Source organism: Rhodococcus sp. HNM0569 (assembly GCF_012726205.1).
Taxonomy (GTDB): domain Bacteria; phylum Actinomycetota; class Actinomycetes; order Mycobacteriales; family Mycobacteriaceae; genus Rhodococcus_F.
Window position 1 is genome coordinate 380,247 of the sequence record NZ_JAASAE010000003.1, and the last position, 21,853, is coordinate 402,099.

At 70.1% G+C, this 21,853-nt stretch carries 21 protein-coding genes and 1 riboswitch; of the genes, 4 read left to right on the plus strand and 17 right to left on the minus strand.

Translation table 11 applies throughout. The features are described 5' to 3' along the window. The first annotated feature begins 13 nt into the window (after window positions 1-13). Window positions 14-1,078: a lipocalin-like domain-containing protein gene (locus HCA44_RS06415; RefSeq protein WP_169647681.1), complete on the plus strand. Its 1,065-nt coding sequence runs from the start codon at window positions 14-16 to the stop codon at window positions 1,076-1,078. Then, a complete protein-coding gene (locus HCA44_RS06420) occupies window positions 1,075-2,544 on the plus strand; it encodes an aldehyde dehydrogenase family protein (RefSeq protein WP_169647682.1) in 1,470 nt (489 codons plus the stop codon). The genes HCA44_RS06415 and HCA44_RS06420 overlap by 4 nt, the downstream gene beginning before the upstream one ends. A 35-nt stretch (window positions 2,545-2,579) precedes the next feature. Here HCA44_RS06420 and HCA44_RS06425 read toward each other — a convergent pair whose 3' ends face one another. The 11 genes from HCA44_RS06425 to HCA44_RS06475 all read right to left on the minus strand — a co-directional run bounded on the left by HCA44_RS06425 (window position 2,580) and on the right by HCA44_RS06475 (window position 15,922). Next, window positions 2,580-3,794: an MlaD family protein gene (locus HCA44_RS06425; RefSeq protein WP_169647683.1), complete on the minus strand. Its 1,215-nt coding sequence runs from the start codon at window positions 3,792-3,794 to the stop codon at window positions 2,580-2,582. Further along, entirely contained in the window at window positions 3,791-4,888 is a 1,098-nt protein-coding gene (locus HCA44_RS06430; RefSeq protein WP_346764604.1) for an MCE family protein, read from the minus strand. The genes HCA44_RS06425 and HCA44_RS06430 overlap by 4 nt, the downstream gene beginning before the upstream one ends. After that, a complete protein-coding gene (locus HCA44_RS06435) occupies window positions 4,885-6,096 on the minus strand; it encodes an MCE family protein (RefSeq protein WP_169647684.1) in 1,212 nt (403 codons plus the stop codon). Before HCA44_RS06435 ends, HCA44_RS06430 begins: the two co-directional genes overlap by 4 nt. After that, window positions 6,093-7,109: an MCE family protein gene (locus HCA44_RS06440; RefSeq protein WP_206037763.1), complete on the minus strand. Its 1,017-nt coding sequence runs from the start codon at window positions 7,107-7,109 to the stop codon at window positions 6,093-6,095. The genes HCA44_RS06435 and HCA44_RS06440 overlap by 4 nt, the downstream gene beginning before the upstream one ends. Then, entirely contained in the window at window positions 7,106-8,140 is a 1,035-nt protein-coding gene (locus HCA44_RS06445; protein ID WP_169647686.1) for an MlaD family protein, read from the minus strand. The genes HCA44_RS06440 and HCA44_RS06445 overlap by 4 nt, the downstream gene beginning before the upstream one ends. Then, on the minus strand, window positions 8,137-9,294 hold the full coding sequence (locus HCA44_RS06450; protein ID WP_169647687.1) for an MCE family protein: 1,158 nt from the start codon (window positions 9,292-9,294) through the stop codon (window positions 8,137-8,139). The genes HCA44_RS06445 and HCA44_RS06450 overlap by 4 nt, the downstream gene beginning before the upstream one ends. A 3-nt stretch (window positions 9,295-9,297) precedes the next feature. Further along, complete coding sequence (locus HCA44_RS06455; RefSeq protein ID WP_169647800.1) at window positions 9,298-10,083, minus strand: ABC transporter permease; 786 nt, start codon at window positions 10,081-10,083, stop codon at window positions 9,298-9,300. Between the two features lie 62 nt (window positions 10,084-10,145). Continuing rightward, entirely contained in the window at window positions 10,146-10,910 is a 765-nt protein-coding gene (locus HCA44_RS06460) for an ABC transporter permease (protein WP_169647688.1), read from the minus strand. A gap of 170 nt (window positions 10,911-11,080) precedes the next feature. Next, the gene (locus tag HCA44_RS06465; RefSeq protein ID WP_169647689.1) at window positions 11,081-11,755 is read right to left on the minus strand and encodes a DUF3239 domain-containing protein; all 675 of its coding nucleotides are present in this window, start codon (window positions 11,753-11,755) and stop codon (window positions 11,081-11,083) included. Between the two features lie 69 nt (window positions 11,756-11,824). Further along, on the minus strand, window positions 11,825-13,501 hold the full coding sequence (locus HCA44_RS06470; RefSeq protein WP_169647690.1) for a DNA repair helicase XPB: 1,677 nt from the start codon (window positions 13,499-13,501) through the stop codon (window positions 11,825-11,827). A 102-nt stretch (window positions 13,502-13,603) separates the two neighbouring features. Then, a complete protein-coding gene (locus tag HCA44_RS06475; RefSeq protein WP_169647691.1) occupies window positions 13,604-15,922 on the minus strand; it encodes a helicase-associated domain-containing protein in 2,319 nt (772 codons plus the stop codon). Between the two features lie 80 nt (window positions 15,923-16,002). On the opposite strand from HCA44_RS06475, the gene HCA44_RS06480 reads away from it, so the two are divergent. Beyond that, window positions 16,003-16,191 carry a hypothetical protein gene (locus HCA44_RS06480; RefSeq protein WP_169647692.1) on the plus strand — a complete coding sequence of 63 codons (189 nt, stop codon included), beginning with the start codon at window positions 16,003-16,005 and terminating at the stop codon, window positions 16,189-16,191. A gap of 100 nt (window positions 16,192-16,291) precedes the next feature. Here HCA44_RS06480 and HCA44_RS06485 read toward each other — a convergent pair whose 3' ends face one another. From HCA44_RS06485 to HCA44_RS06495, 3 genes are all read right to left on the minus strand, one after another. Beyond that, window positions 16,292-16,873 (minus strand): transglycosylase family protein, encoded by a 582-nt coding sequence (locus HCA44_RS06485; protein ID WP_169647693.1) that lies wholly within the window; start codon window positions 16,871-16,873, stop codon window positions 16,292-16,294. 8 nt (window positions 16,874-16,881) lie between these two features. Continuing rightward, window positions 16,882-17,080: riboswitch (cyclic di-AMP (ydaO/yuaA leader) on the minus strand. Between the two features lie 242 nt (window positions 17,081-17,322). Beyond that, the gene (locus tag HCA44_RS06490; RefSeq protein WP_169647694.1) at window positions 17,323-17,712 is read right to left on the minus strand and encodes a YccF domain-containing protein; all 390 of its coding nucleotides are present in this window, start codon (window positions 17,710-17,712) and stop codon (window positions 17,323-17,325) included. A gap of 35 nt (window positions 17,713-17,747) precedes the next feature. Then, a complete protein-coding gene (locus tag HCA44_RS06495) occupies window positions 17,748-17,978 on the minus strand; it encodes a hypothetical protein (RefSeq protein ID WP_169647695.1) in 231 nt (76 codons plus the stop codon). A 167-nt stretch (window positions 17,979-18,145) separates the two neighbouring features. Between HCA44_RS06495 and HCA44_RS06500 the strand changes: the two genes are divergently transcribed. Then, window positions 18,146-18,553: a cold-shock protein gene (locus tag HCA44_RS06500; protein ID WP_169647801.1), complete on the plus strand. Its 408-nt coding sequence runs from the start codon at window positions 18,146-18,148 to the stop codon at window positions 18,551-18,553. 12 nt (window positions 18,554-18,565) lie between these two features. Here the strand turns inward: HCA44_RS06500 and HCA44_RS06505 are convergent, their stop codons facing one another. The 3 genes from HCA44_RS06505 to HCA44_RS06515 all read right to left on the minus strand — a co-directional run bounded on the left by HCA44_RS06505 (window position 18,566) and on the right by HCA44_RS06515 (window position 21,850). Further along, window positions 18,566-19,060, minus strand: a complete 495-nt coding sequence (locus tag HCA44_RS06505; RefSeq protein WP_346764605.1) for a DUF2771 domain-containing protein — start codon at window positions 19,058-19,060, stop codon at window positions 18,566-18,568. Further along, a complete protein-coding gene (locus HCA44_RS06510; RefSeq protein ID WP_346764606.1) occupies window positions 19,061-20,923 on the minus strand; it encodes an MFS transporter in 1,863 nt (620 codons plus the stop codon). It abuts the gene before it with no gap. Window positions 20,924-20,992: 69 nt separating this feature from the next. Next, on the minus strand, window positions 20,993-21,850 hold the full coding sequence (locus tag HCA44_RS06515) for a glutaminyl-peptide cyclotransferase (RefSeq protein ID WP_169647697.1): 858 nt from the start codon (window positions 21,848-21,850) through the stop codon (window positions 20,993-20,995). Window positions 21,851-21,853 lie beyond the last annotated feature (3 nt).

Consider the following 21,853-nt stretch of genomic DNA (forward strand, 5'->3'; position numbering starts at 1 on the left):
AGAGGCGGACAACATGCCGGCGTTGCAGATAGTGGAAGCGTGGAACGGTCCCGGCAGGCGCGACGGCGAGATCACCGTCGTCTCCCCGGCCGACAACGGTGCACACCCGTCGAACGACAAACACGCCTTCGAGCACTGGTACTTCGACGCACACCTCGACGACGGACGGATCGTCGTGGCGATGCTCCAGACACGAGAGCTCGTACACCGCAAGCCCGGTGTCGAGATCCACGTGTACACCCCCGACGGCGAGCGACGCGAGGTGATCGCCGGATACCGCGACACCGACCTCACGGTGTCCTCGCAGCGGTGCGACGTCCGGATCGGCGGCAACACCGCGCGATTGGTCGACGGCGCCGAACGACCGGGCGACCTTCCGGTGTACCGAGTGTCCGTCGCCGAAGGGGATCTCGCGTTCGACCTCACCTTCACCGCGCGGCTTCCACCGTGGATGCCCGGCCAGGGCCGCACAAGCTACAACGATCGCGAGTTCTTCGCGTGGGTGGTCGGTGCACCACGGGCTGCGGTCGCGGGCACGGTGACCGTCGACGGCGTCACCACCGAGGTCACCGGCCGCGGCTATCACGACCACAACTGGGGCGTCGGCGACATGAAACGCCTCATCGACAAATGGTATTGGGGCCGGCTCTACACCGACGACTTCTCCCTCGTGTACGCGATGGTGCACACACAGCGCCGGTACGGGTCGCACTGGTCGCAGCCGATCATGCTCGCGCACGGCGACCGCATCGTGCTCAGCAACGGCGAGGTCGAGATGAGCGAGGGGCCGCCGGTCTTCGACCCGGTCGCGGACCGGACCTACCCGTCCTGGCTGCGCATGACCGTGCCGGGATCGCTCGAGCTGACCCTCACCGTGCTGGAGGTGGTGCACGCGCACAACCTCCTCGAGGATCTTCCGCTCGCATCGAGCCGTCTGGTGGCGCCGCTCGTGCACCGGATCGTCGGCCGGCCGGGCTACTTCCGCTTCCGCTCCGATTTCGCGCTCACCGCCCACGTGGACGGCGAGACGTACGACCGTACCGGCTCGACCCTTCACGAAATGGTGGCGCTGTCATGACCGACACCCTTGTTCCCGTCGACCTTCCCGACACTCGCCTGCGTATCGGTGGCCGCAGCGTCGACGCGCGCTCGGGCGAGGCCTACACCTCCGTCAACCCGGCCACCGAAGAGCCGGTCGCCGACATCGCGGCGGGCTCCGCCGCAGACGTCGACGCGGCGGTCGCAGTCGCCCGCGAGGCGTTCGAGGGCGGGTCGTGGTCGCGTGTCGCCGGCGCCGAGCGCGGCCGGATTCTCTCGCGCGCAGCCGATCTGCTCGAAGAGCACGCCGCGAGCATCGCCGCGCTCGAGACCGTCGAGATGGGCAAGCTCTACCGCGACACCGTCGCGGGCGACATCCCCGCAGCCGCCGCGTCGTTCCGGCACTTCGCGGGCTGGGCCGACAAGATCTCCGGCCAGGCGATGGCGCTCGGCGACGTCGGCGACCAGCACAGGTTCGGTTTCACCCTGCGGCAGCCGCTCGGCGTCGTCGGTGCGATCACACCGTGGAACAACCCCGCGGTCGTGGCGGCATGGAAGGTCGCGCCCGCGCTCGCGGCCGGCTGCACCGTGGTCGTCAAACCGGCCGAGGACGCCGCACTGTCGACTCTCCGCCTCGCCGATCTGCTGGCGGAGGCGGGTGTGCCGGACGGCGTGTTCAACGTCGTCCCCGGCCTGGGCGACAGCGCGGGCGCCGCGCTCGCGGCGCACCCCGGCCTCGACAAGATCACGTTCACCGGCAGCCCGCGCGTCGGCAGGACGATCGCGTCGCTCGCGGGCGAGAAGTTCCGCAAGGTGACCCTCGAACTCGGCGGTAAGGCTCCGCAACTCGTGTTCCCGGACGCGGACCTGGACGCCGCCTTGCCGTGGATCGCGATGGGCAACTTCTACCATCAGGGGCAGGTGTGTGCCGCGGGCACCCGCGTCCTGGTTCACGAGTCGATCGTCGATCGTGTGGTCGACGGGCTCGTCGACATCGCGCAGTCGGCCGTGATCGGCGACCCGTTCGACGACGCCACCACGCAGGGCACCATCGTCAACGGCCGGCAGCTCGACCGCATCCTCGGCTACGTCGACAAGGGCCGCGGCGAAGGTGCCGAACTCGTGACCGGCGGTCAGCGCGTGGGCGAGCGCGGATATTTCGTGCAGCCCACCGTGTTCCGCGGAAACAACGATCTGACGATCGCGCGCGACGAGATCTTCGGGCCCGTCGCGACGGTCATTCCGTTCCGCACCACCGAGGAAGCCGTGCGGCTCGCGAACGCCACGCGATACGGCCTCAACGCGATGATCTACAGCCGCGATCTGGCCACCGTGCACAGCGTGATCCCGCAACTGCGGGTCGGCACGGTGTGGGTCAACGGATGGGGCGTGCCCGATCCGGCGCTGCCGTGGGGCGGCCGAGAGGCGAGCGGTATCGGTCGCGAACTCGGTGTGAGCGGACTCGAAGCCTTCACGGAGGAGAAGACGGTCCACCTCGGTTACTGACTCGTCGACCAGCGGTCTGTGCCGCCCGTCGGGCCTCACCCGGCGGGCGGCACCGCCAGTTCCTCGAGCCTGGTCGCGGCATAGGCGTCGTCGCGGCACAGCTCGACGGTCGGGGCTCGCCTGCCGGGATACTCGATGCACGGCATGTTGCGTGCGCCGCGCACGGCGACGGGGGAGTCGGCGGGCTCGCGGCAGTAGAGATCGGGTGGAGTCGACGGCACGTCGAGCTCGGTGGGGGAGCGGCGCTGCTCGGGCGGCAGGAAACCCTCGATGCACGGCGGCGGGTCGTTGTAGGAGTTGACGAAATAGGTGTTCTGAGCGGGATTGTCGACGTTCGGCAGCCCGGCCGACTGGGTGGACGCCATGATCGACGGGAACAGCACGAGCATCTGCTCGATCGACGACCGGTAGACGGCCGTCACCTGTTCGACCGACACCAGGTTCGCGAGCAGCAGGCCGAGAGTCGGCTCCCGGTCCTCGAACAGCGCCCGCACCTGCGCAGCGGCGGGCGCCGCGACCCCGAGCAGGGTGCGGAGGTCGGCGTCCGAGTCGCGGAGCCGTCCGGTGGTGCCTGCCAGCGACGACGCCCACTGCGCGATCGACGACGACGCGGCCACCTGGGTTTCGAGCAGCGGTCCGGCTCGGTCGATCAGGGCGTCGGTGTCGCCGACGCGCGCCGCCGCATCGGAGCCCAGTGCCGTCGCCGAGTCGATCACCGTGCGCAGTGCCGAATCCGTCCCCGCCAGCGCGGCATGCGATTCGTCGAGCAGTAGCGACACCCGTTCGGGACCGACCGACCGGAGCGTCGCGTCGAGTTGGTCGAGCGCGGACGCGACCGGCCGCGGCACACTCACCCGCGTGGCGGGCACGACGTCGCCGCCGGCGAGATACGGCCCGGTGTCGGTGTCGGGTACGAACTCGACGTACTGTTCGCCGACCGCCGACATGCTGCGCACCGCGGCGGGCGAATCGGCAGGTACTCGGACGCCCGCGTCGAGCGACAGCACGGCGGCCGCACCCTCCGGTGTCATGGTCACGTCGGTGACGCGACCGATCTCGTGCCCGCGGTAGGTGACATTCGCCGATTCGTACAGGCCACTCGCATCGGGGAGTTCGAGGCGAATCTCGTAGCGACCCAGTCCGAGCAGTTCCGGCACGCGGACGAACCACACGGCGAGCACGGCGACGGCGAGGGCGCCGATCGCGAAGAAGACGGCCAGCCGGCGCCCGGTCGACGACGCGGGGCTCACCGCGATGCTCCCACAGCCGGGACGAGCAGGGACGCGAGATCCGGTGCGGGACGGTCGCCGCCACCCGACAGCAGCCCCTCGAGCGACGTGCCGAGGAACAACGCGTTGTCGAGCGTCGGCAGGGTCAGGTCGAGGATCACGGTGCCGTTCGCGTAGTCCCCGCGCACGGCGTTGCGGTAGGTGTCGATCGGGAACGGAAATGTCGCGAGATAGCGCATCGACTCGGTGAGCGAGTCGCCGGACGCGGTGAGCGACGCGAGCACGGGCTCGAGGTCCTGTAGGTCGGCGACCATCGCGTCGCCTCCCGCGGACACCACGTCGGTGGCGATCCGCCCGAACCGTCCGAGCGCGTCGGCCGCGTCGGTGAGATCGGTGCGCTCGCGCGCCAACACGTCGAGCGTGGGCGCGAGTTGATCGCTCGCGGCGCCGATCTGTTCGTTGTGTTCGGCCACCTCGGCGGCGAGCGCGTCGACCGACTCCATCGCGTGCACGATCTGCTTCTTCTGGTCGTCGAGGCCGGCGAGCACCGTGTCGAGGCGTACGATCAGGTCGCGTACCGAGTCCTGACGTCCCGACATCGCGGCGTCGAGTTCGCGGGTGATGTCCTGCACTTGCGCCAGTCCGCCGCCGCCGAGTACGAGCGACAGCGACGACAGGGTCTGTTCGGTGGTGGGAAATGCGCCCGCCCGCTCGAGTGGGACGACGTCACCCTCGCGCAGGCGGCCCCGCGGCGGTGTGTCGGTGGGCGCCGAAAGCTCGACGTGCGCCGAACCCAGCAGGCTCGTCTGGCCGATGCGGGCCACAGCGTTCGCGGGCAGCTCGACGTCCGGGTCGAGCGTCACGGTGACCTCGGCGTGCCCGTCGGCGAGCCGCAACCCCGACACCCGGCCGACCGTGACGTCGCCGACACGCACCCGGGAATTGCGCTGCAGCGTGGTGACGTCCGGCATCTCGAGCGTCACGTCGAATGCGCCGTCGCCGTGACCGCGGGTGCCCGGCAGGTCGAGCGAGTTGACTCCGTGCCATTGGCCGCACGCCGCGACGAGGACCGCGCACGCCAGCGCGCCGGCCGCCCGGGCGGCGCGGGCGATCACGGCCCCTCCGGTACGAGCAGGCCCGCGAGGTCGCGTGGCGCGACGGTGCCCGGTGCGAGACCGGGCTCCGAGTATGCGAGCTGGTCGGGGAGAGCGCCGACGCCACGGGTCGGGTTGATCTGCACGGGTGGATACTCCATCTGCAGCAGCGGCAGGATCGGTCCGAGATACTGCACACACAGGTCCGACGCGGTGTGCGCGTCCACCTGCTCGGCCGCCGCGAGCGCCGAACACACGAACTGGGCCGGGTTCGCGAAATTGGTCAGTGCGACCGCAGACACGACGGTGTTGTGCGCGGGCTGATAGATGCTCTGCAGGTTGGACAGCGCGGTAGGGGCGACGTGGAACACCTGCGCGATCGAGTCGCGTTTCGCGGCAAGAGAACCCGTGACCTCCTCGGTGCGGTCGAGTGCGCTGTCGACGCCTGCGCGATTGTCGCGCACGAATCGTTCGACGTCGACGAGCGCGCCGCCCAGTTCCGCGAGCGCCGCGCCCATGTCGTCGCGGTTGGCGTCGAGGATGCCGGTGACGGTGGCCATCCGCTCGTTGAACGACACGATCTGTTCGCCGCTGAGCGACAGCGCATCGACGAACACCCGAAGGTTCGCGAGGGTGCCGAACAGGTCCGAGCGGCCGTCCGACAGCGAACGTAATGCGCCGGACAGGCTTTCGAGCGAATCGCGCAGTGCGGGCCCGTTGCCTTCGGCGTTGGCCGCCGCGACGCCGAGTACCTCGCCGAGCGGCCCCTGCGGGTCGCCCGCGCCGGGGCCGAGATCCGTGGTGAGCCGCCCGAGTTGTTCGGTGATCTCGTCCCATTCGACGGGGACCGCGGTGCGCTCGACCGGAATCGTCGCGCCGGCGGCGAGAGTGGGACCGCCCGTGTAGGCGGGGGTGAGCTGCACGAACCGGGCGGACACGAGCGTCGGGGCCATCGACACGGCGTTCGCGTCGGCCGGAATCGGCCGATCGGCATCCACCTCGAAGGTGACGGCCACCCGGTCGCCTCGCGGCTCGATCTGCGTGATGCTGCCGACCGCGACTCCCATGATCCGGACGTCGTCGCCCACGTACAGTCCTCGCGTCGTGCGGAACTCCGCGGTGTACTCGGCCTTCGACCGCCACGGCGCGAGCGCGAACGACACCGCGGCCACGATCGCGAGCACCACGACCGGAACGAGCCACGTCGCATGGCGGCCCACGCGGGTCACCGCGGGGCTCCCGCGATACCGGCGCGCTCGAGAGCCGCCGTGAGGGCCGGCTCGATCACCTGTGCGGGCAAGAGATTCTGAATGTACGAGTTGAAGAACGGACCCGACGCGACAGCCTCGCCGAGCTCGGTCGCGTAGGGCCCCAGCCGCTCGATGGCGAGCGCGATGTCGTCGCGGTTGCGCGCGAGCACGTCGAGCACCGAGTCGACCGACTCGAGGACCGGTCCGATCCGTGCCTCGTTGTCGGCGACGAGGCCCCGCAACTGCGCTGCGAGTGCCTGCAGATCGGCGAACAACGCGTCGAGCGAGCTGCTGCGGCGCGTGAGCTCGCCGAGGACGAGATCCGCGTCGGTGACGAGCGAGTCGATCGCGTCGCTGCGCTGCGCGAGCACCGAGGTGGCCTGTTCGGCGTGGGTGAGCAGCGCACGCAGCGTCTCGTCACGCGACGCCACCGTGTCCGACACACGCATGACGCCGTCGAGTGCCGCCGCGACGTCGTCGGGTGTGTCGCGCAGGGCATCCGACAGCACACGCATCGAGTCGCGCAACTGCTCGGTGTCGATCTCCGCCGCCGTGTCGGTCAGATCGCCCAGCGCGTCGGTGAGTTGATACGGCGCCGTCGTGTGGTCGACGTCGAGCACCGAGTCTGCGTCGAGCTGCCCTCCGCCCGCGGGGTGCAGCCGCAGGTTGCGCGCACCGAGGGCTGTCGCGGTCGCGATCTCGGCGGTCGTGTCGCTGCCCAGCGTGACGGCATCGTCGACCGTGAAGGTGACTGCGACGGCGTCCCCGTCGATGTCGATACCGGTGACCCGCCCTGCGTCCTTGCCCGACACCTGCACGGCGTCGCCGGTGCGCAGGCCCCCGGCGTCGACGAACCGTGCCGTGTAGCCCGTGCCGTCGTCGCCCACGAGCGGGAGGGACTGCACGTTGAGCGCGGCCGCGACGACCACGATGATCGCGACCGTCCCGACGATGCCGACCCGGGTCTGATTGCGTTCGCGGAAATGCGTCATGCGGGTGCGCACCTTCCCGTCGTCTGCCCGAACAGCGGCGTCGTCACTGTGTTGCCTGCCGGGTCGTCGAACTTGATCATCAGTCCGCACAGGTAGTAGTTGAAGAACCCGCCGTACGCGCCGAGGCGAGTGAGCCTGGCGTACGCGTCGGGCAGCCGGGTCGCGAGCGACTCGATGGTGTCGCTACGCGAATTCAACTGCGCTGCCAGGTGTCCGGACTCGTCGATCGTTCCCGCGAGCGGTGCACGCGCCTCGGCCAGCAGCGTGCCCATGGAGGCGCTCGCCTCGTCGATGTGCGTGATCGCGTCGCCGAGCATCGCGCGGTCCTGCGCGAGCCCGGACGCGAGCTCACTCGCCCGCGCGAGCGCGAGGTCGAGCGAATCGCGGTGTGCCGCCAGGTTCGACAGCACCGACTCGAGATTCGAGACGACCTGCCCGACCAGCGCGTCGCGGTCGGCGATCGTGGACGTGAGGGCGGCGGCATGCTGTAGCACCGACTCGACCGTGCCGCCCTGACCCTGCAGCACGGCCACGAGGTCGGCCGACAGCTGATTGACCTGGCTCGGTTCGAGGGCGCGGAACAGCGGCCGGAAACTGCCGACGAGGACGTCGAGGTCGAGTGCCGGGGCGGTGCGGTCGAGCCCGATCGTGTCGTCCTCGTCCATCGGTGTCGTGTCGCCCGCGCGGTCGGAGAGCTCGAGATAGCGGTCGCCGACGAGGTTGAGATAGCGCACCGTCGCGACGGACGCGCGCGTCGGCGCATATCCGGCTTCGAGATCGATCGTGACGTCGATCCGATTGCCGTCGGCAAAATCCACGTCCGACACGCGGCCCACCTCGATACCCGACACACGCACGAAATCGCCGCTCTCCAAGCCGGACACGTCGTCGAAGAGCGCGTGATAGGTGGTGGTCGAGCCGAACCGGACCTGACCGAACACGACGAACAGCGCGGCGAGCACCACGACCATCACGACGGCATAGATGCCGGCGGCGACCGAGGTGCGCGCGAGCGACGCGCGGGCGGTCATCGCGGCGCCCCGGTGAGCAGCTCGACCAGTGATCCGGGAACGAGAACCGGTGCGGTGTTGCCGCGCTCGAACGGATTGGCGCCCGTGTCCGCCACCAGATACGGTGCAGGCATCTCGCCCTCGGTCACGGTGGGCAGCGCGCCGCAGCGCGGGCCGCCGGTCGCCTCGACGACCGGCAAGTTGCGCGGATACTCGTACGGGTCGACACCGAGTAACAGCGTCGAGTTCAGCATCATCGTCGAGCCGTTGCCACCCGATGCGGGTTCGGCGAGTTGCCGCGCCCGATCGGCGCCCTGGAAGAAGCACGGAAGCACCGGTGCATACTCGTGCAGCAGCGATGCGGTGGGCCGCAACAGGTCGAGGACGTCGACGATCGCGTCGGCATTCGGTTCCACCACGGCGCTACCGGTCTCACTCATCCCGGTGACCGCGAGCAGGACGCGGTCGAGGTCGTCCGCGCGCGCGGTGAGTGTCGCACCGGTCGTCGTGAGATTGCCGAGCGAGGCGGCGAGATCGTCGGCGGCGCCGGTGTACACGCTCGCCGCGCCCTCGGTCGCGACGAGATCCCGATGCACCGCATCGAGTCTCGGTTCCAGATGAGAGAGCGCGGTGTCCGCGTCGCCGAGCGCCGAACCGAGCGCGTCGCCCCGGCCCCGCAGCCCGGAAGCGAGCGAACCGAGCGTCTCGTCGAGCTTCGCCGGATCGACCGCGTGCAACACGTTCGACAGTGACTCGAACACAGTCTGTGTCTCGACGGTGACGCGGTCGGCGTACACCACCGCACCGTCGTGCAGAGGCGTCGGGTCAGGGGACGGCGGGTCGGTGAGCGTGACGAACTTCGCGCCGAACACCGTGGTGGCGCGAATCTGTGCACCGACATTCGACGGAAGACGCTGCGCCTCTTCGGGATCGAGGCGCAGGTCGATCAGAACGCCGTCGGGCCCGGCGCGGATGCCGGTCACCGTGCCGACCTGGACGCCGTGCGCCTTGACCATCGAGCCGGGCTCGAGCACGAGGCCCGCGCGGTGGGTCTCGACCGCGACGACAGTGCCGGTCGCGAGGCCGCCGCGGAAGCTGACGTATACGAGGACGAGTACCGCGACGAGGACGCACACGAATCCGGCTGCGGCGGCTTTCGGGACCCATCGCGCCACGGCTCACCCCGCCAGGTGGAGTTGGCGGCTGCTGCCGTAGAGGGCCAGTGAGATCAGCAGGGTGACCGTCACGACCGCGATGAGCGACAGTCGCACCGCGCGGCCCGTCGCGACGCCGACGCCTGCGGGACCGCCGGTCGCCGTGTAGCCGTAGTAGCTGTGCACCGTCATCACGATCACCGCCATCGCGATCGCCTGTCCGAACGACCACAGCACGTCCGCGGGACGAAGGAAGGTCGTGAAGTAATGGTCGTAGACGCCGGGGGACTGGCCGAGCACCACGACGGTCGCGATCCGGCTCGACAGGAACGCCGCGAGTACCGACAGCGTGTAGAGCGGCACCACGGCGACGAGGCCCGCGAGGATCCGCGTCCCCACCAGGTAGGGGACGGAACGGATCGCCATCACCTCGAGTGCGTCCACCTCCTCGCTGATGCGCATCGCGCCCAGTTGCGCGGTGGTGCCCGCCCCGATCGTCGCGGCGAGGCCGACACCCGCGGTGACCGGCGCGACCACCCGGACGTTCACATACGCGGACAGGAAGCCGGTGAGTGCCTCGACCCCGATGTTGCCGAGCGACGTGAATCCCTGCACCGCCACGGTCGCGCCCGCGAACAGTGTGAGGAAACCCATGATCGCGACGCTGCCCCCGATCATCGCGAGCAGCCCCGTGCCCATGCCGGTTTCGGCGACCAGACGCAGAACCTCGCGCGGGTGCCTGCGGGCGGCGCGGCCCGTCGAGACGAGCGCGCCGACGAAGAACACCACCTGCCGGCCCAGGGTGTCCATCGCGCGCGAGAGTGCCTGTGCAGCATGGGTGGTGGCGCGCGCCGTGCGGCCGGTCGAGATGCTCACCGGCCGATCACCGCGATGCCGACGGCGGTGAGGATCATGTTCGCGACGAACAGCGCGACGAACGCGAAGACGACCGTCTCGTTGACCGCTTCGCCGACGCTCTTCGGCCCACCCGACACCGAAAGCCCACGGTGGCACGCGATGAGCCCCGCCAGCAGGCCGAACACCGCGGCCTTCGCCTCCGACAACACGAGTTCTCCGGTGCCGACGAGCAGCGTGACGCCCGCGGCGTAGGCGCCCGGGTCGACATTCTGCAGGACGACGGAGAAGAAGAAACCGCCGATCAGGCCGATCGCGCACACCGCGCCGTTGAGCGTGACGGCGACCGCCGTCGACGCGAGGACGCGTGGGGCCACGAGGCGCGTTGCGGGGTCGATGCCGAGTACTTCGAGTGCCGCGATCTCTTCGCGGATGGTGCGCGAGCCGAGATCGGCGGTGATCGCGGTGGCACCCGCGCCCGCGACGACGAGAACCGTGACGAGCGGCCCGATCTGGGTGACGGTACCGAGCCCGGCCCCCGCGCCGCTGAGATCGCCCGCGCCGATCTCGAGCAGGAGCGAGTTGAGCGTGAACACCACCAAGACGGTGAACGGCACCGACATCATGATCGTGGGTACGAGCGAGACCCGGGCGACGAACCAGAACTGCGTGAGGAATTCGCGTCCCTGGAAGCGGGACGGCAGTATGCCCGCGAGCGAGTCGAGTGACAGCGAATAGAAGCCACCGAGGGCCCGTGCGGCATCTCGCGGCGTCACTGCCATCGGCTCGCCTCCCCACCGAACTCGAGTCCGGACGATCCCGAGCGTCACCGTACCGGTGGGCCGCATCGAGTGTGACGCAGACCATACCTCAGGGTATGTGGGGCGGCAAGAGAGCTCGCCGTGCGTGAAACAGGCGTGCGGGGACTCGTCAAGTACTCACGGGGGTGGGGTCAGCGGAGGAAGTCGGGCAGATCCTCGGGCTCGATCGCGAGTCGCTGATCGGGACTCGTGCGCACCTGCTCGGACTGCGAGATGCGCTCCGACAGGTAGTTCCACTCCTGCTCGCCGATCGCAGCCTCCGCGCGGGCGAGTACCGCCTTGTCGCGTGTGCCCCACCAGATCGGCATGGGGCTCACCATCTGCCACACGGGCGACTTGTCGCCGCGCGTGCGGTCGTCGAGCAGCGCGACGGACGGAACTCGTTCGCCGACGACGGGTTTGCGGCCCTGGATGGGGGTGTTGCGGGTGACGAGGGCGTAGATCGGACCGTCGTGTTCGGCCCCGCCGTGTTTCGCGATGTCGATCAGCGCGAGCAGCGTGACGGCCCGCGGGTGTACCTCCGAGACCACCGCGGGGACGAGGGGGCTCTTCGCGTACAGCGATTCGATGCTGCCGACCTTGCGCGGCACCCACACCACGACCCACAGGCAGCTCAGCGCCGCGACGGCGAGGACGACCGCGACGACCGTCGTCCAGATGTGTCCCGCGAGCCACAAGGCGACGGCGCCCGCCGCGAGCAGCACCGCGAGAACGGCCGCCGAGACCTGCAGTCTGCGCATGTCGGCGTAGGTCTGATTGACCGACTTGGCGTGGGGACGGTCTACCGGGAAGTCGAATTCGCGCACGCTGCCAAAGTATCCGATCCGGCCCGGGTGCGTCGCCACGGTCACGACCGTGACGCCGCACCCGAGGCGTCAGCCGACGGTCGGCCCCAGCATGTCGTCGGCATCGGTGATGCGGTACGCGTAGCCCTGTTCGGCGAGGAAACGCTGCCGGTGGGCGGCGTACTCGCTGTCGAGAGTGTCGCGCGCGACCACCGAGTAGAAGTGCGCCTGCCCGCCGTCGTGCTTGGGCCGCAGCAGCCGGCCGAGCCGCTGCGCCTCTTCCTGCCGCGACCCGAACGTGCCCGACACCTGCACCGCGACCGACGCCTCGGGCAGGTCGATCGAGAAGTTCGCGACCTTGCTCACGACGAGCGTCGGCAACTCGCCCGCCCGGAAGCGGTCGAACAGCTCTTCGCGTTCCTTCGTCTTGGTCGAGCCCTTGATGACCGGCGCGTCCAGCGCCTCGCCGAGTTCGTCGAGCTGGTCGATGTACGCGCCGATCACGAGCGTCGGTGCGCCCTCGTGACGCGCGAGGATCGACTTCACGACCGCGGTCTTGGTGTGCGCCGTCGAGCACAGCCGGTATCGCTCCTCGGGTTCGGCCGTGGCGTACGCCATGCGTTCGGCGTCGGTGAGGGTCACGCGGACCTCGACGCAGTCGGCGGGCGCGATCCAGCCCTGCGCCTCGATGTCCTTCCACGGCGCGTCGTAGCGCTTGGGACCGATGAGCGAGAACACGTCGCCTTCGCGGCCGTCCTCGCGCACGAGCGTCGCGGTGAGCCCGAGCCGCCGCCGGGACTGCAGATCGGCCGTCATCCGGAACACCGGCGCGGGCAGCAGGTGCACCTCGTCGTAGACGATCAGGCCCCAGTCGCGCGAGTCGAAGAGCTCGAGATGCTTGTACTCGCCCTTGCTCTTGCGGGTGACCACCTGGTACGTCGCGATGGTGACCGGGCGGATCTCCTTCTTCTCGCCCGAGTACTCGCCGATCTCGTCCTCGGTGAGCGACGTGCGTGCGATCAGCTCACGCTTCCACTGCCGCCCCGCGACCGTGTTGGTGACGAGGATGAGGGTGGTCGCCTTCGCCTTCGCCATCGCGGCGGCACCCACCATGGTCTTGCCGGCGCCGCACGGCAGGACGACGACACCGGAGCCGCCCGCCCAGAACGAGTCGGCCGCCATCTCCTGGTAGTCGCGCAGATGCCAGCCGCCGTCGGCTCCCTCGGTGACGCCGTCGTAGTCGAGGTCGATGCGGTGCGCTTCGCCGTCGACGTAGCCGGCGAGGTCCTCGGCGGGCCAGCCCACCTTGAGCAGTTCCTGCTTGAGCCTGCCGCGCTCGCTCGGGTGCACGACGACGGTGTCCTCGTCGACGCGCTCGCCGAGCATCGGGGCGATCTTCTTGTGCCGCGTGACCTCGGTGAGTACAGCACGGTCCAGGCTCACCAGTACGAGACCGTGTGCGGGATTCTTCACGAGCTGGAGGCGGCCGTAGCGCGCCATCGTGTCGACGATGTCGACGAGCAGCGGCTGCGGCACCGCGAACCGCGAGTACTGCACGAGCGCGTCGACGACCTGTTCGGCGTCGTGGCCCGCGGCGCGCGCGTTCCAGAGGGCGAGCGGCGTGATGCGGTAGGTGTGGACGTGTTCGGGTGCCCGCTCGAGCTCGGCGAACGGGGCGATGGCCTGACGCGCGGCGTCGGCGCGCTCGTGATCGATCTCCAACAGCAGGGTCTTGTCGGATTGCACGATCAACGGTCCGTCGGTCACGGAGAGCCTCCTCTTCTGCTGCGTGTCGGTCGGACGAGAGCAGCAACCTGTCCATTCTCCCGAAAACGCCGGTGTCGTGCCACGGCGCGCGCCGCCACGCCTTCAGTCGACCGGGCTGACCGACGTCACGCGGTGCAGGGTGAACCGGCGGATGCCGCCCGCGCCGGGGTCGAAAGCCTCGAGCTGCCCGCCGCCCACCTGTACGGGTTGCACGATCCGGTTCGACGCGATGCCCTGCGCGTCGACGTAGCCGATCGCGACCTGGGTGCCGTCGCGCGCGGCCTTGCCGAGCAGCGCGACGGTCGCGGCCGTGCCCGCGCGGGAGCCGTCGGTGCGGATGCCGCCGCGCCCGCCCACGCTCGCAGCGAGATCGCCTGCGCGGACCGAACGCACCATCGCCTCGAGTTGTTCGCTCGTCGGCGCGGACGGGCCGCGCGGGGACTGGCGGCCGCGCCGACCGAGCACGCGCGCACCCTTGGGACGCAGGTCGACGAGCGTGCCCGACGAGTCCTCGCCTGCGGGCGCGAACCCCGCGCCGCGTAGTTCGTCGAGCACCTCCCGGAGCGGGGCCTGTGACACGGCGACGGTCGGCGCGAGCGCCCGCAGCGCGAGAGCATCGGCCACCGGGTGCGCGAGCACCTCGCTCAGCAGAGCGGGATCCTCGCTGCGCACGAACGCACTCGCGACACCGACGCGCAACCGGCCGTGTCGCCGCGCGACGTCGTCGATCAGGTACGTCAGCGACTGCGGTACGGGGGTGCGCGAGCGCGTCGCGAACAGCGAGTGCAGTTCGGTCGCGGTCATGCCTGCGTCGAGTGCACGGCGGAGGCTCGCTTCGCCCACCCGGTACATCGACGCCGCGCCTGCCGATTCGATGTCCGCGACGAGCGTGATCTGTTCCAGCAGTTCGCCCGTGAGCGGGCCGGGGGCGACGATCGTGAGGTCGGCCTGCACGAGGACGTGGTCGACCGGCTCGGGCAGCGCCTGCTGCATCTGGGCTTCGGCGTCGCCACCGTGCAGCAGCGCGCGGCCGGGCGAGCCGAGCGCGCCGCGCGCGACGAGCCCGAGTGCCGCGGCCTCCCGGATCATGTGTCCGACCGATGTCGCGCCGACCCGCGCGCCCCAGCGGGGCCTGCGCCAGGACACGAGCCGCGCGATCTCGTCGGCGGGCGCGGCGGTGCCACTGTCCAGTTCGCCCAGGACGTCGAGGACCGCGCGTCGATCGCGCGGTGCGGACGGTGCCCGCACCTCTTCGGAGAGCGCCGCGACGGCTTTGTCGGTGCGCGCGTCCTTGCGGCCGACGAACCACGGCTGGCGCGGCAGGTCGAGCCACGCCTGCGCGAGCGTGAACCACTGCCGCGGCACCGGTGCCGACAGCCACGCGTCGACCGCGGTGGTCGGCGCCCAGTACGGGTCGCCGGAATCGGAGGGAGCGGGATCCGGCACGCCCGCGGCCACGAGCCCCGCGGCCGCGAGCACTTCGAGGATCAGTCCCACGCGGTCGTCGTCGAGTCGCGTCGACTTCGCGAGGCGTTTGATCTCGCGCACGCCGAGCCCACCCGAGCGCAGCACGACCGCGGGCGCGTCGCCGAGCGCGCTGACGACGTCGGTGCAGTGCCGCAGGAACTCGAGCGCTTCACCGGCGGCCGCGGCGTTGACGTCCGCCGGGTCGTGGTGGGTCGTCGACAGCGACGGCGGGGTGAGTGATGTCGGATCGAATACCGGCTCGCCCCGTAGGACCTGCCGCACCGCGTGCGGCAACTCGACGGTTTCGTCGTCGACCTGGAACAGCAGATGGTGTGCGAGCAGGCGCTGCACCGGCCGATCGGGTGCGGTGCCGGGGGCCGCGTCGCGGGTCCGCCCCAGCGAGCCCGACTGCGCGAGCGTATCGAGGACCTTGCGTTCTGCCTCGGACAGCGACGGGACGATCGCCGCGATCTCCGCCTCGTCGAGTGCGTCCTCGCGATGGCTCCGGCCGCCGATACGCCATGGAACGGTCTGTACGAGTGCCGGGACCGTCCGCAATGCGGTCTGCGGTCCGTACACGAGAGCGCGGGCACGGAGATCGTCGAGCAGTCGCCCTACGTCCCGCTTCGGCGGCCGCTGTTTCTTCGGCACGCGCTGCGCGACCTCGGTGTCGAGGGTCGTGCGGGCGACCGGTTCGCGTTCGGCGCCGGCGAGCGCGAGCATCTCGACGAGCGCGAAATGCGCGGTGGTCAACTCGTCGGCGGCGCGCGCGACCGACGCGCGCTGCTCGGCGCGGCCTGCGAGGACGCCCATCGTGGCGGGGGGCGGAACCGCGAGGTCCGGCCGCAGCGCGAGCAATGTCACCAGGTCGGCGTCGCTGCGCTGGGACAGCCAGGCGGGCAGGCCGTCCGGGCTGGTACCGGAGGCGCGCGAAGAGCTGTCCGTGTCGGTCATCGCTTCTCAGCCTAGAGAGTCGACGGCACCGACACAGGGCTGGGCTGTACGAGTGCGTGCGCTCCTGTCAAAATGACTCCGTGGCTAACAAAGCGAAGAACTCGTATGTGGATCCGGGCTGGCCGAAGCTCGACGACGGCGACCACGCCGTGACGGAACTGTCCTCGACGCGCTCCGGCGCGCTGTCGCCCTTCGGCGAGGACACCGAGTTCCCGCTTCCGGTCGACACGCTCCCGTACGCACACCCGCACACCGTCATCAACCGCTGAGCCGGCCGGGCCCGCCGCGCGGGTCCCGCATGCCGACTAGTGACACACGAAAGCGGCCCGCACCTTGAAGGTGCGGGCCGCTTTCGTGTGCGCTGGGGGACTACTGCGGGAGCAGTGCCTTGTTGGCGTCGACGAAGTCGAGGATCTGCGGGTCGATGTCGATGCCCTGATCCTTGACGACCTTGATCGCGTTGTCGAGCAGCTTCGCGTAGTCGACCGTGCCCTGGTCGTTGGTGGGCACGTCGGTCGAGGGGGCCTCGGCGACGGGGGAAGCCTCGGCCTTCGGCGCGGCAGGCGTCTCGCGCTCGGTGGGGGCGCTGCTCAGGCCCAGGCTCGACGAGCAGGACGGCCATGCGCCCCAGCCCTGCGACTGCAGGACGCGCTCGGCGACGACGATCTGCTGTTCGCGGCTCGCCTGGTTGGCGGTGGCCGCGTACTCCTGGCCGCCGTGGGCGTTCCAGGTGCTGGGGGAGAACTGCAGGCCTCCCTGGAAGCCGTTGCCGGTGTTGATGCCCCAGTTGCCGCCCGACTCGCACTGCGCGAGGCGGTCCCAGTCGGAGTCGGGTGCGGCGTTCGCGGTGCCCGCGAACGCGGCGCTGCCCGCGCCGATGATGGCGCCGGTGACGGCGACCTTGGCGACGTTGCGGCCCGTGTTGGTCGGCTTGCGATGACGTCCGGTCATGCTGGTCGAGATCCTCTCCACACGCGCCTGCGAGGTCAGCTGTCGGGTTCGAGCTGAGAGGTCGCTCGGCCCTGCCTCTCCTGGCGGAGAGAACCGGGCTTCACCCCAAGGCCGCGGCTGCGGCCGGTGTCCTCCTGGAGACTGTCGTCTCCTGGGGACTGGTGGGTCCCCCGTCCTCGTCCCCGGAATGCTTCGTGGGGAATCCGACACCCACGGGACGAGGTTTGGCGCGGTGGGGCGGATCAGGTCGAGGTTTGCTCGACCGAGGAAGACGGTAACGACAAATGCTGCGAGTGTCACCATTCGATAACGCAGCGATTCGGCGGTGCGCCTCGCGCGTGCACGTCGCGCGCGTGGACTATCTGCAGGTAGTCGGGGCGACGAGGCGTCGAACCCTGGTGTACACCGGTTCGTTATCGCACCGTGTTGTGAGCAAGGTCACAGGTGGGTCAGGTCCACTGTGCGCGGTCGATGTCGACGATCTCCTTGCCGAGGGGCATGAGCGACACCGGAATCATCTTCAGATTCGCGATCGCGAGCGGGATTCCGATGATCGTGATCGCCATCGCGATCGCGCTCACGATGTGCCCGATCGCGAGCCACACACCGGCCAGGATCAGCCAGATCACATTGCCGATCAGCGACCACGCACCCGCGGTCGGCTTGTCGACCACGGTCTTGCCGAAAGGCCACAGCGCGTAGAGGCCGATGCGGAAAGACGCGATTCCGAACGGGATCGTGATGATCAGGATGCAGCAGAGGACGCCTGCCACGAAGTACCCGAGGGCGAGCCAGAGCCCGCCGAACACGAGCCAGATGATGTTGAGGAGCACACGCATCGAGGGACTGCCTTTCTCGCGACCGTGCGCGTCGCTCAGCGACTACGCCGGCCGGATCGGAGTGCGTAGACGATCGCGAGCACGAAACCGACCGGGCACGCGAGAGCAACGAGATACAACGCGAGCCCGGGTGGGCCGTCGGTGGCCGCGGAGACGACGAACATCGCGACGATTGCCGCGACGCCGACGAAGAAGAACGCGAGCGCGGTATAGAAAAGCCCCTTGGGCTGGGCCGTCCGGGGCCGACCGGGGTTTGGGGTTGTCACCCCTCCACCGTAGCGCCGAGCCCGCAAACGCCGGTGCCCGCGGCCCTGCGGTCACGGTAGAGTGACTTCTCGGGCGCGTCCTGCAGTCAACGTGGGGCGCGTTCAGTGCATTTTGTCCACCGCCGCGACCGACCTGGCCGCGGCTGTCAGATGAGCGGGTGAACGCGGTGCCGACCGGCAAGGTGAAGTGGTACGACGTCGACAAGGGCTTCGGCTTCCTCTCGCAGGAGGAAGGCGAGGACGTCTATGTGCGTGCCTCCGCCCTGCCCGACGGTGTCGAAGGCCTCAAGGCAGGTCAGCGCGTCGAATTCGGCATGGCCGCCGGCCGTCGTGGCCCGCAGGCACTCAGCGTCAAGGTGCTCGACCCCGCCCCGTCGGTGCGGCGCGGCGCCCAACGCGAGGCCGCGGTCCGCAAGCACACCCCCGACGAATTGCACGGAATGGTCGAGGACATGATCACCCTGCTCGAGGCGAAGGTGCAGCCCGACCTGCAGAAGGGGCGTTTCCCCGATCGCAAGACCGCGCGCCGCATCTCGGAAGTGGTGCGCGCGGTCGCCCGCGAACTCGACGCCTGACCGCGCCGGCAGCTACACCGAACCGACCGCCCACACGGCGCGCGCCTTGGGCTGACCCTGCTCGTCGACCACAGCCGACGGCAGCTGGATCTCGACGCCCACGAGCGGCAGTTCCGGCGTCGACGGCACGGTGACCGCGCTGGCGTCGTTCGACAGGTAGATCCGTGCCTGCACGACGGGCTCGCCGTTCGGTCCCTGGTACACGGTGAGCAGCCGCCACGGCGCGCTCGAGATCTCCGACGGCAGCGACAACTGCAGCGGCATGCCCGCGGGCACGTCGAGCGGCGCGATCGTGCCCTCCTCGGAGCAGTCCTCGAGGTTGACAGTGCAGTACAGGTACGGGGTCACCTCGACGGTCGACCCGTGCGAGTACGCGGTGACGCTCACCGGCCGGGGATCCGAGCCGCGGATGAGGACGACCAGGACGGAGACGAACACCACGAGCGCGACCACCAGCGCCGCTGCGATCGCGATGAGATTCCGTTTGGTGGTCGGCTGAATGTCCACTTAGGTCACATTTCCTGTCGATCGGTCGGCGCGGGGCGCCGACGGGCTCGCGCCGCCGAAGCGGTGCAGCGGTTCGGTCACTTCCTGCCGCGCCCGGTCGGGACGTTTGCCGCCGAGGCCGGGGAGCAGCGTGCTTCCACGGTAGGACAGTACGGTCTGGACCAATCCCAGGGTCAGGACAACCGAGACCACAGCGAAACCGACCCACAGCGTCGTGGGCAGCAGCACACCGAGTGCGCCGCCCACCACCCAACTCAGCTGCAGCACGGTTTCGGACCGGCCGAATCCGGAGGCGATCGACTCCTCGGGCAGGTCGTCCTGCAGCGACGCGTCGAGCGACACCTTGGCGAGCGCGCTGCCCGCCGAGGCGACGAGCGCCGCGAGCGCCGCCACGAGCATGTTGCCGGTGACCGCGGTGAGCACGGCGACGACCCACACGCCGATCGTGCAGCGCAGGACGATCAGCGCGGGTCTGCCCAGTTTGAGGCGCGCCCCGGTGGCGTTGCCGAGGAAGTTGCCGACGCCCGCGGCGGCGCCCACGAGGCCGAGCGTCGCGGCCTGCAACAGCGCTTCGTGATCGCTGTTGGCTTTCGCGACGAAGGCGACGTACAGCGTGAGGAACCCGGTGAGGACGCGGATCGTGCTGTTGCCCCACAGGCCGACGATGACCGCGCGGCCGAGCGGTTGCCTGCGTGTGCGCTTGTCCCCGGGGACCGGCGCGGGCGCACCCGGATCGATGAACTCGGTGCGGGCGTCGTCGCCGTGATACGTGAGCGTCGCGGGCACCTCGCCCTCGGTGACCTCGACCCACGACGGGATCCGCATGCTCAGGTACACGCCTGCCGCGGTGACGACGACGGCGAACCACAGCGCGCCCGCGGACCCGAAGACGTACGCGAGTGCGGCCGCGACTGCGCCCGCGGCGATCGTGCCGCCGATCAGGCCGAACACGGTGAGCCGCGAGTTGACCCGCACGAGATCGATCTCGGGTGGCAGCACGCGTGGCGTGACGGCGCTCTTGAGCACGGAGAACGACTTCGAGAGCACCATCATGCCGAGCGCGGCGGGGTACAGGATCCACGTGTCGAACTCGAGCGCGAGCACGACGAGAAGCGCGGTGCGCGCGGCGAACGACGCCGCGAGTGCGAGTCGTCTGCCGCGCTGTAATCGGTCGAGCATCGGGCCGATGAGCGGTGCGATGACCGCGAACGGCGCGATGGTGATGATCAGGTACAGCGCGACCTTGGTCTTGTCCTCACCGGTCGCGGCGGAGAAGAAGAGGGTGTTCGCGAGAGCGACCGCGAGTGCGGCGTCGGTGGCGAAGTTCGCCATGACGGCATACGTGAGCGCGGTGAGGCCCGACTTGTCCGCTCCGTTCGCCTTCGCGGCCCGCTGGAAGGTCGCGATGCCCTTGTTGGTGAGTTCGCGACTGCGCATCGCGGCGACGCGGGTGACCGTGAGCTTGCGCGGCATCGGCGGGGCTTTCGGGCCGCCGCGTCCAGCGCGCTCCGTGCGTTCGGTTCCCGGTTCGGTCGAAGCGGCGTCGGCGGCGGCGTGGTCGGCGGCCGACATGCGGCGGGTCTCGATCGGATGCAACGGAGGGAGCGGCTCGCGACGTGCGGAGCGCCTGGCCCCGTTCTGCTCGTGGCCCGTGTTGTTCGGGCTGCGCGTCCGCCTGCTCGTGCCGTCCGCGGCCGGTGGATAGCGGTCGTAGCCGGGATGTGCGCCGCCCTGCTCCGAACCACACCGCCCCGAAACGCCAGGCTGCCCCGAACCGCCAGGCTGCCCTGAACCGCCACGATGCCCCGGTCCGGCATCACCCCGGCTTCGGTCGGGGTCTGCGGGGTCACGCGGTGCGGTCACGGATCCAATTCTGTCGCAGTCGTCTTCTTTTCGCTCGTGCGGTCCGGTCGTGCCCGGGTGTGCGGCGCGTCACGGGGTGAAGCGCACCTCGAACATGCGCGGCCAGTTCTTGCCGGTGACGAGGAAGTGATCGGTGCCCGGGATCGCGGCGATGCCGTTCAGGACGTCGGGCGCGGTGCGGGCGCCGGATGTCGTGTCGTCGGGCAGCAGGTCACGCAGGGCGCTCGCGTCGATCACGCGCACGACGCTGCCGTCGTCCGGATCGATCTGCACGATCGTGTCCTGTTGCCAGACGTTCGCGTACACGGTGCCGTCCGGCATGCACTCGAGTTCGTTGAGCTGCGTGACGTCGGTGCCGTCGTGTGTCACGCGCACGGTGCCGGTCTCGGCGAACGTGCCGCGGTCTCGGAAGGTGAGCGTGGCCGATCCGTCGCTCGTGACGAGCGCGTCGTCGCCTGCGGCGTCCGGGCGCGTGCAGATACCCCAACCTTCCCCGTCGACGTCGACGCGGCGTCGCTCCGCGAGGGTCGTGGCGTCCCGCTCGATCGCGATGCCGTTGCGCCACGTGAGCTGCCAGACCGTGTCGCCGTCGACGGTGACGCCTTCCCCGAACAGCGGTGCGGGCAGGTCGACGCGCGCGAGCTCGCGGCCCGATTCCAGCTCGGTGGCCCGCAGCCAGGACGAGCCCACCAGGCCGGTGCCCTCGTAGAGCACGCCGTCGTGGATCTCGAGGCCCTGCGTGAACGCGGCGGCGTCGTGCGGGAGTGTGTCGACCACCTCGACCCCCGCCTCGGTGCTCGAGGCCGCCGCCCCGGGTTCGGGGTCCGCCGAACAGGCCGACAGGACGGCCACGGCAGCGGTACCCAGCACGGTGGTTCTCAGGACAGCGGCACGCGCCGCGACACCACTCGCACGACCGACACGCATACG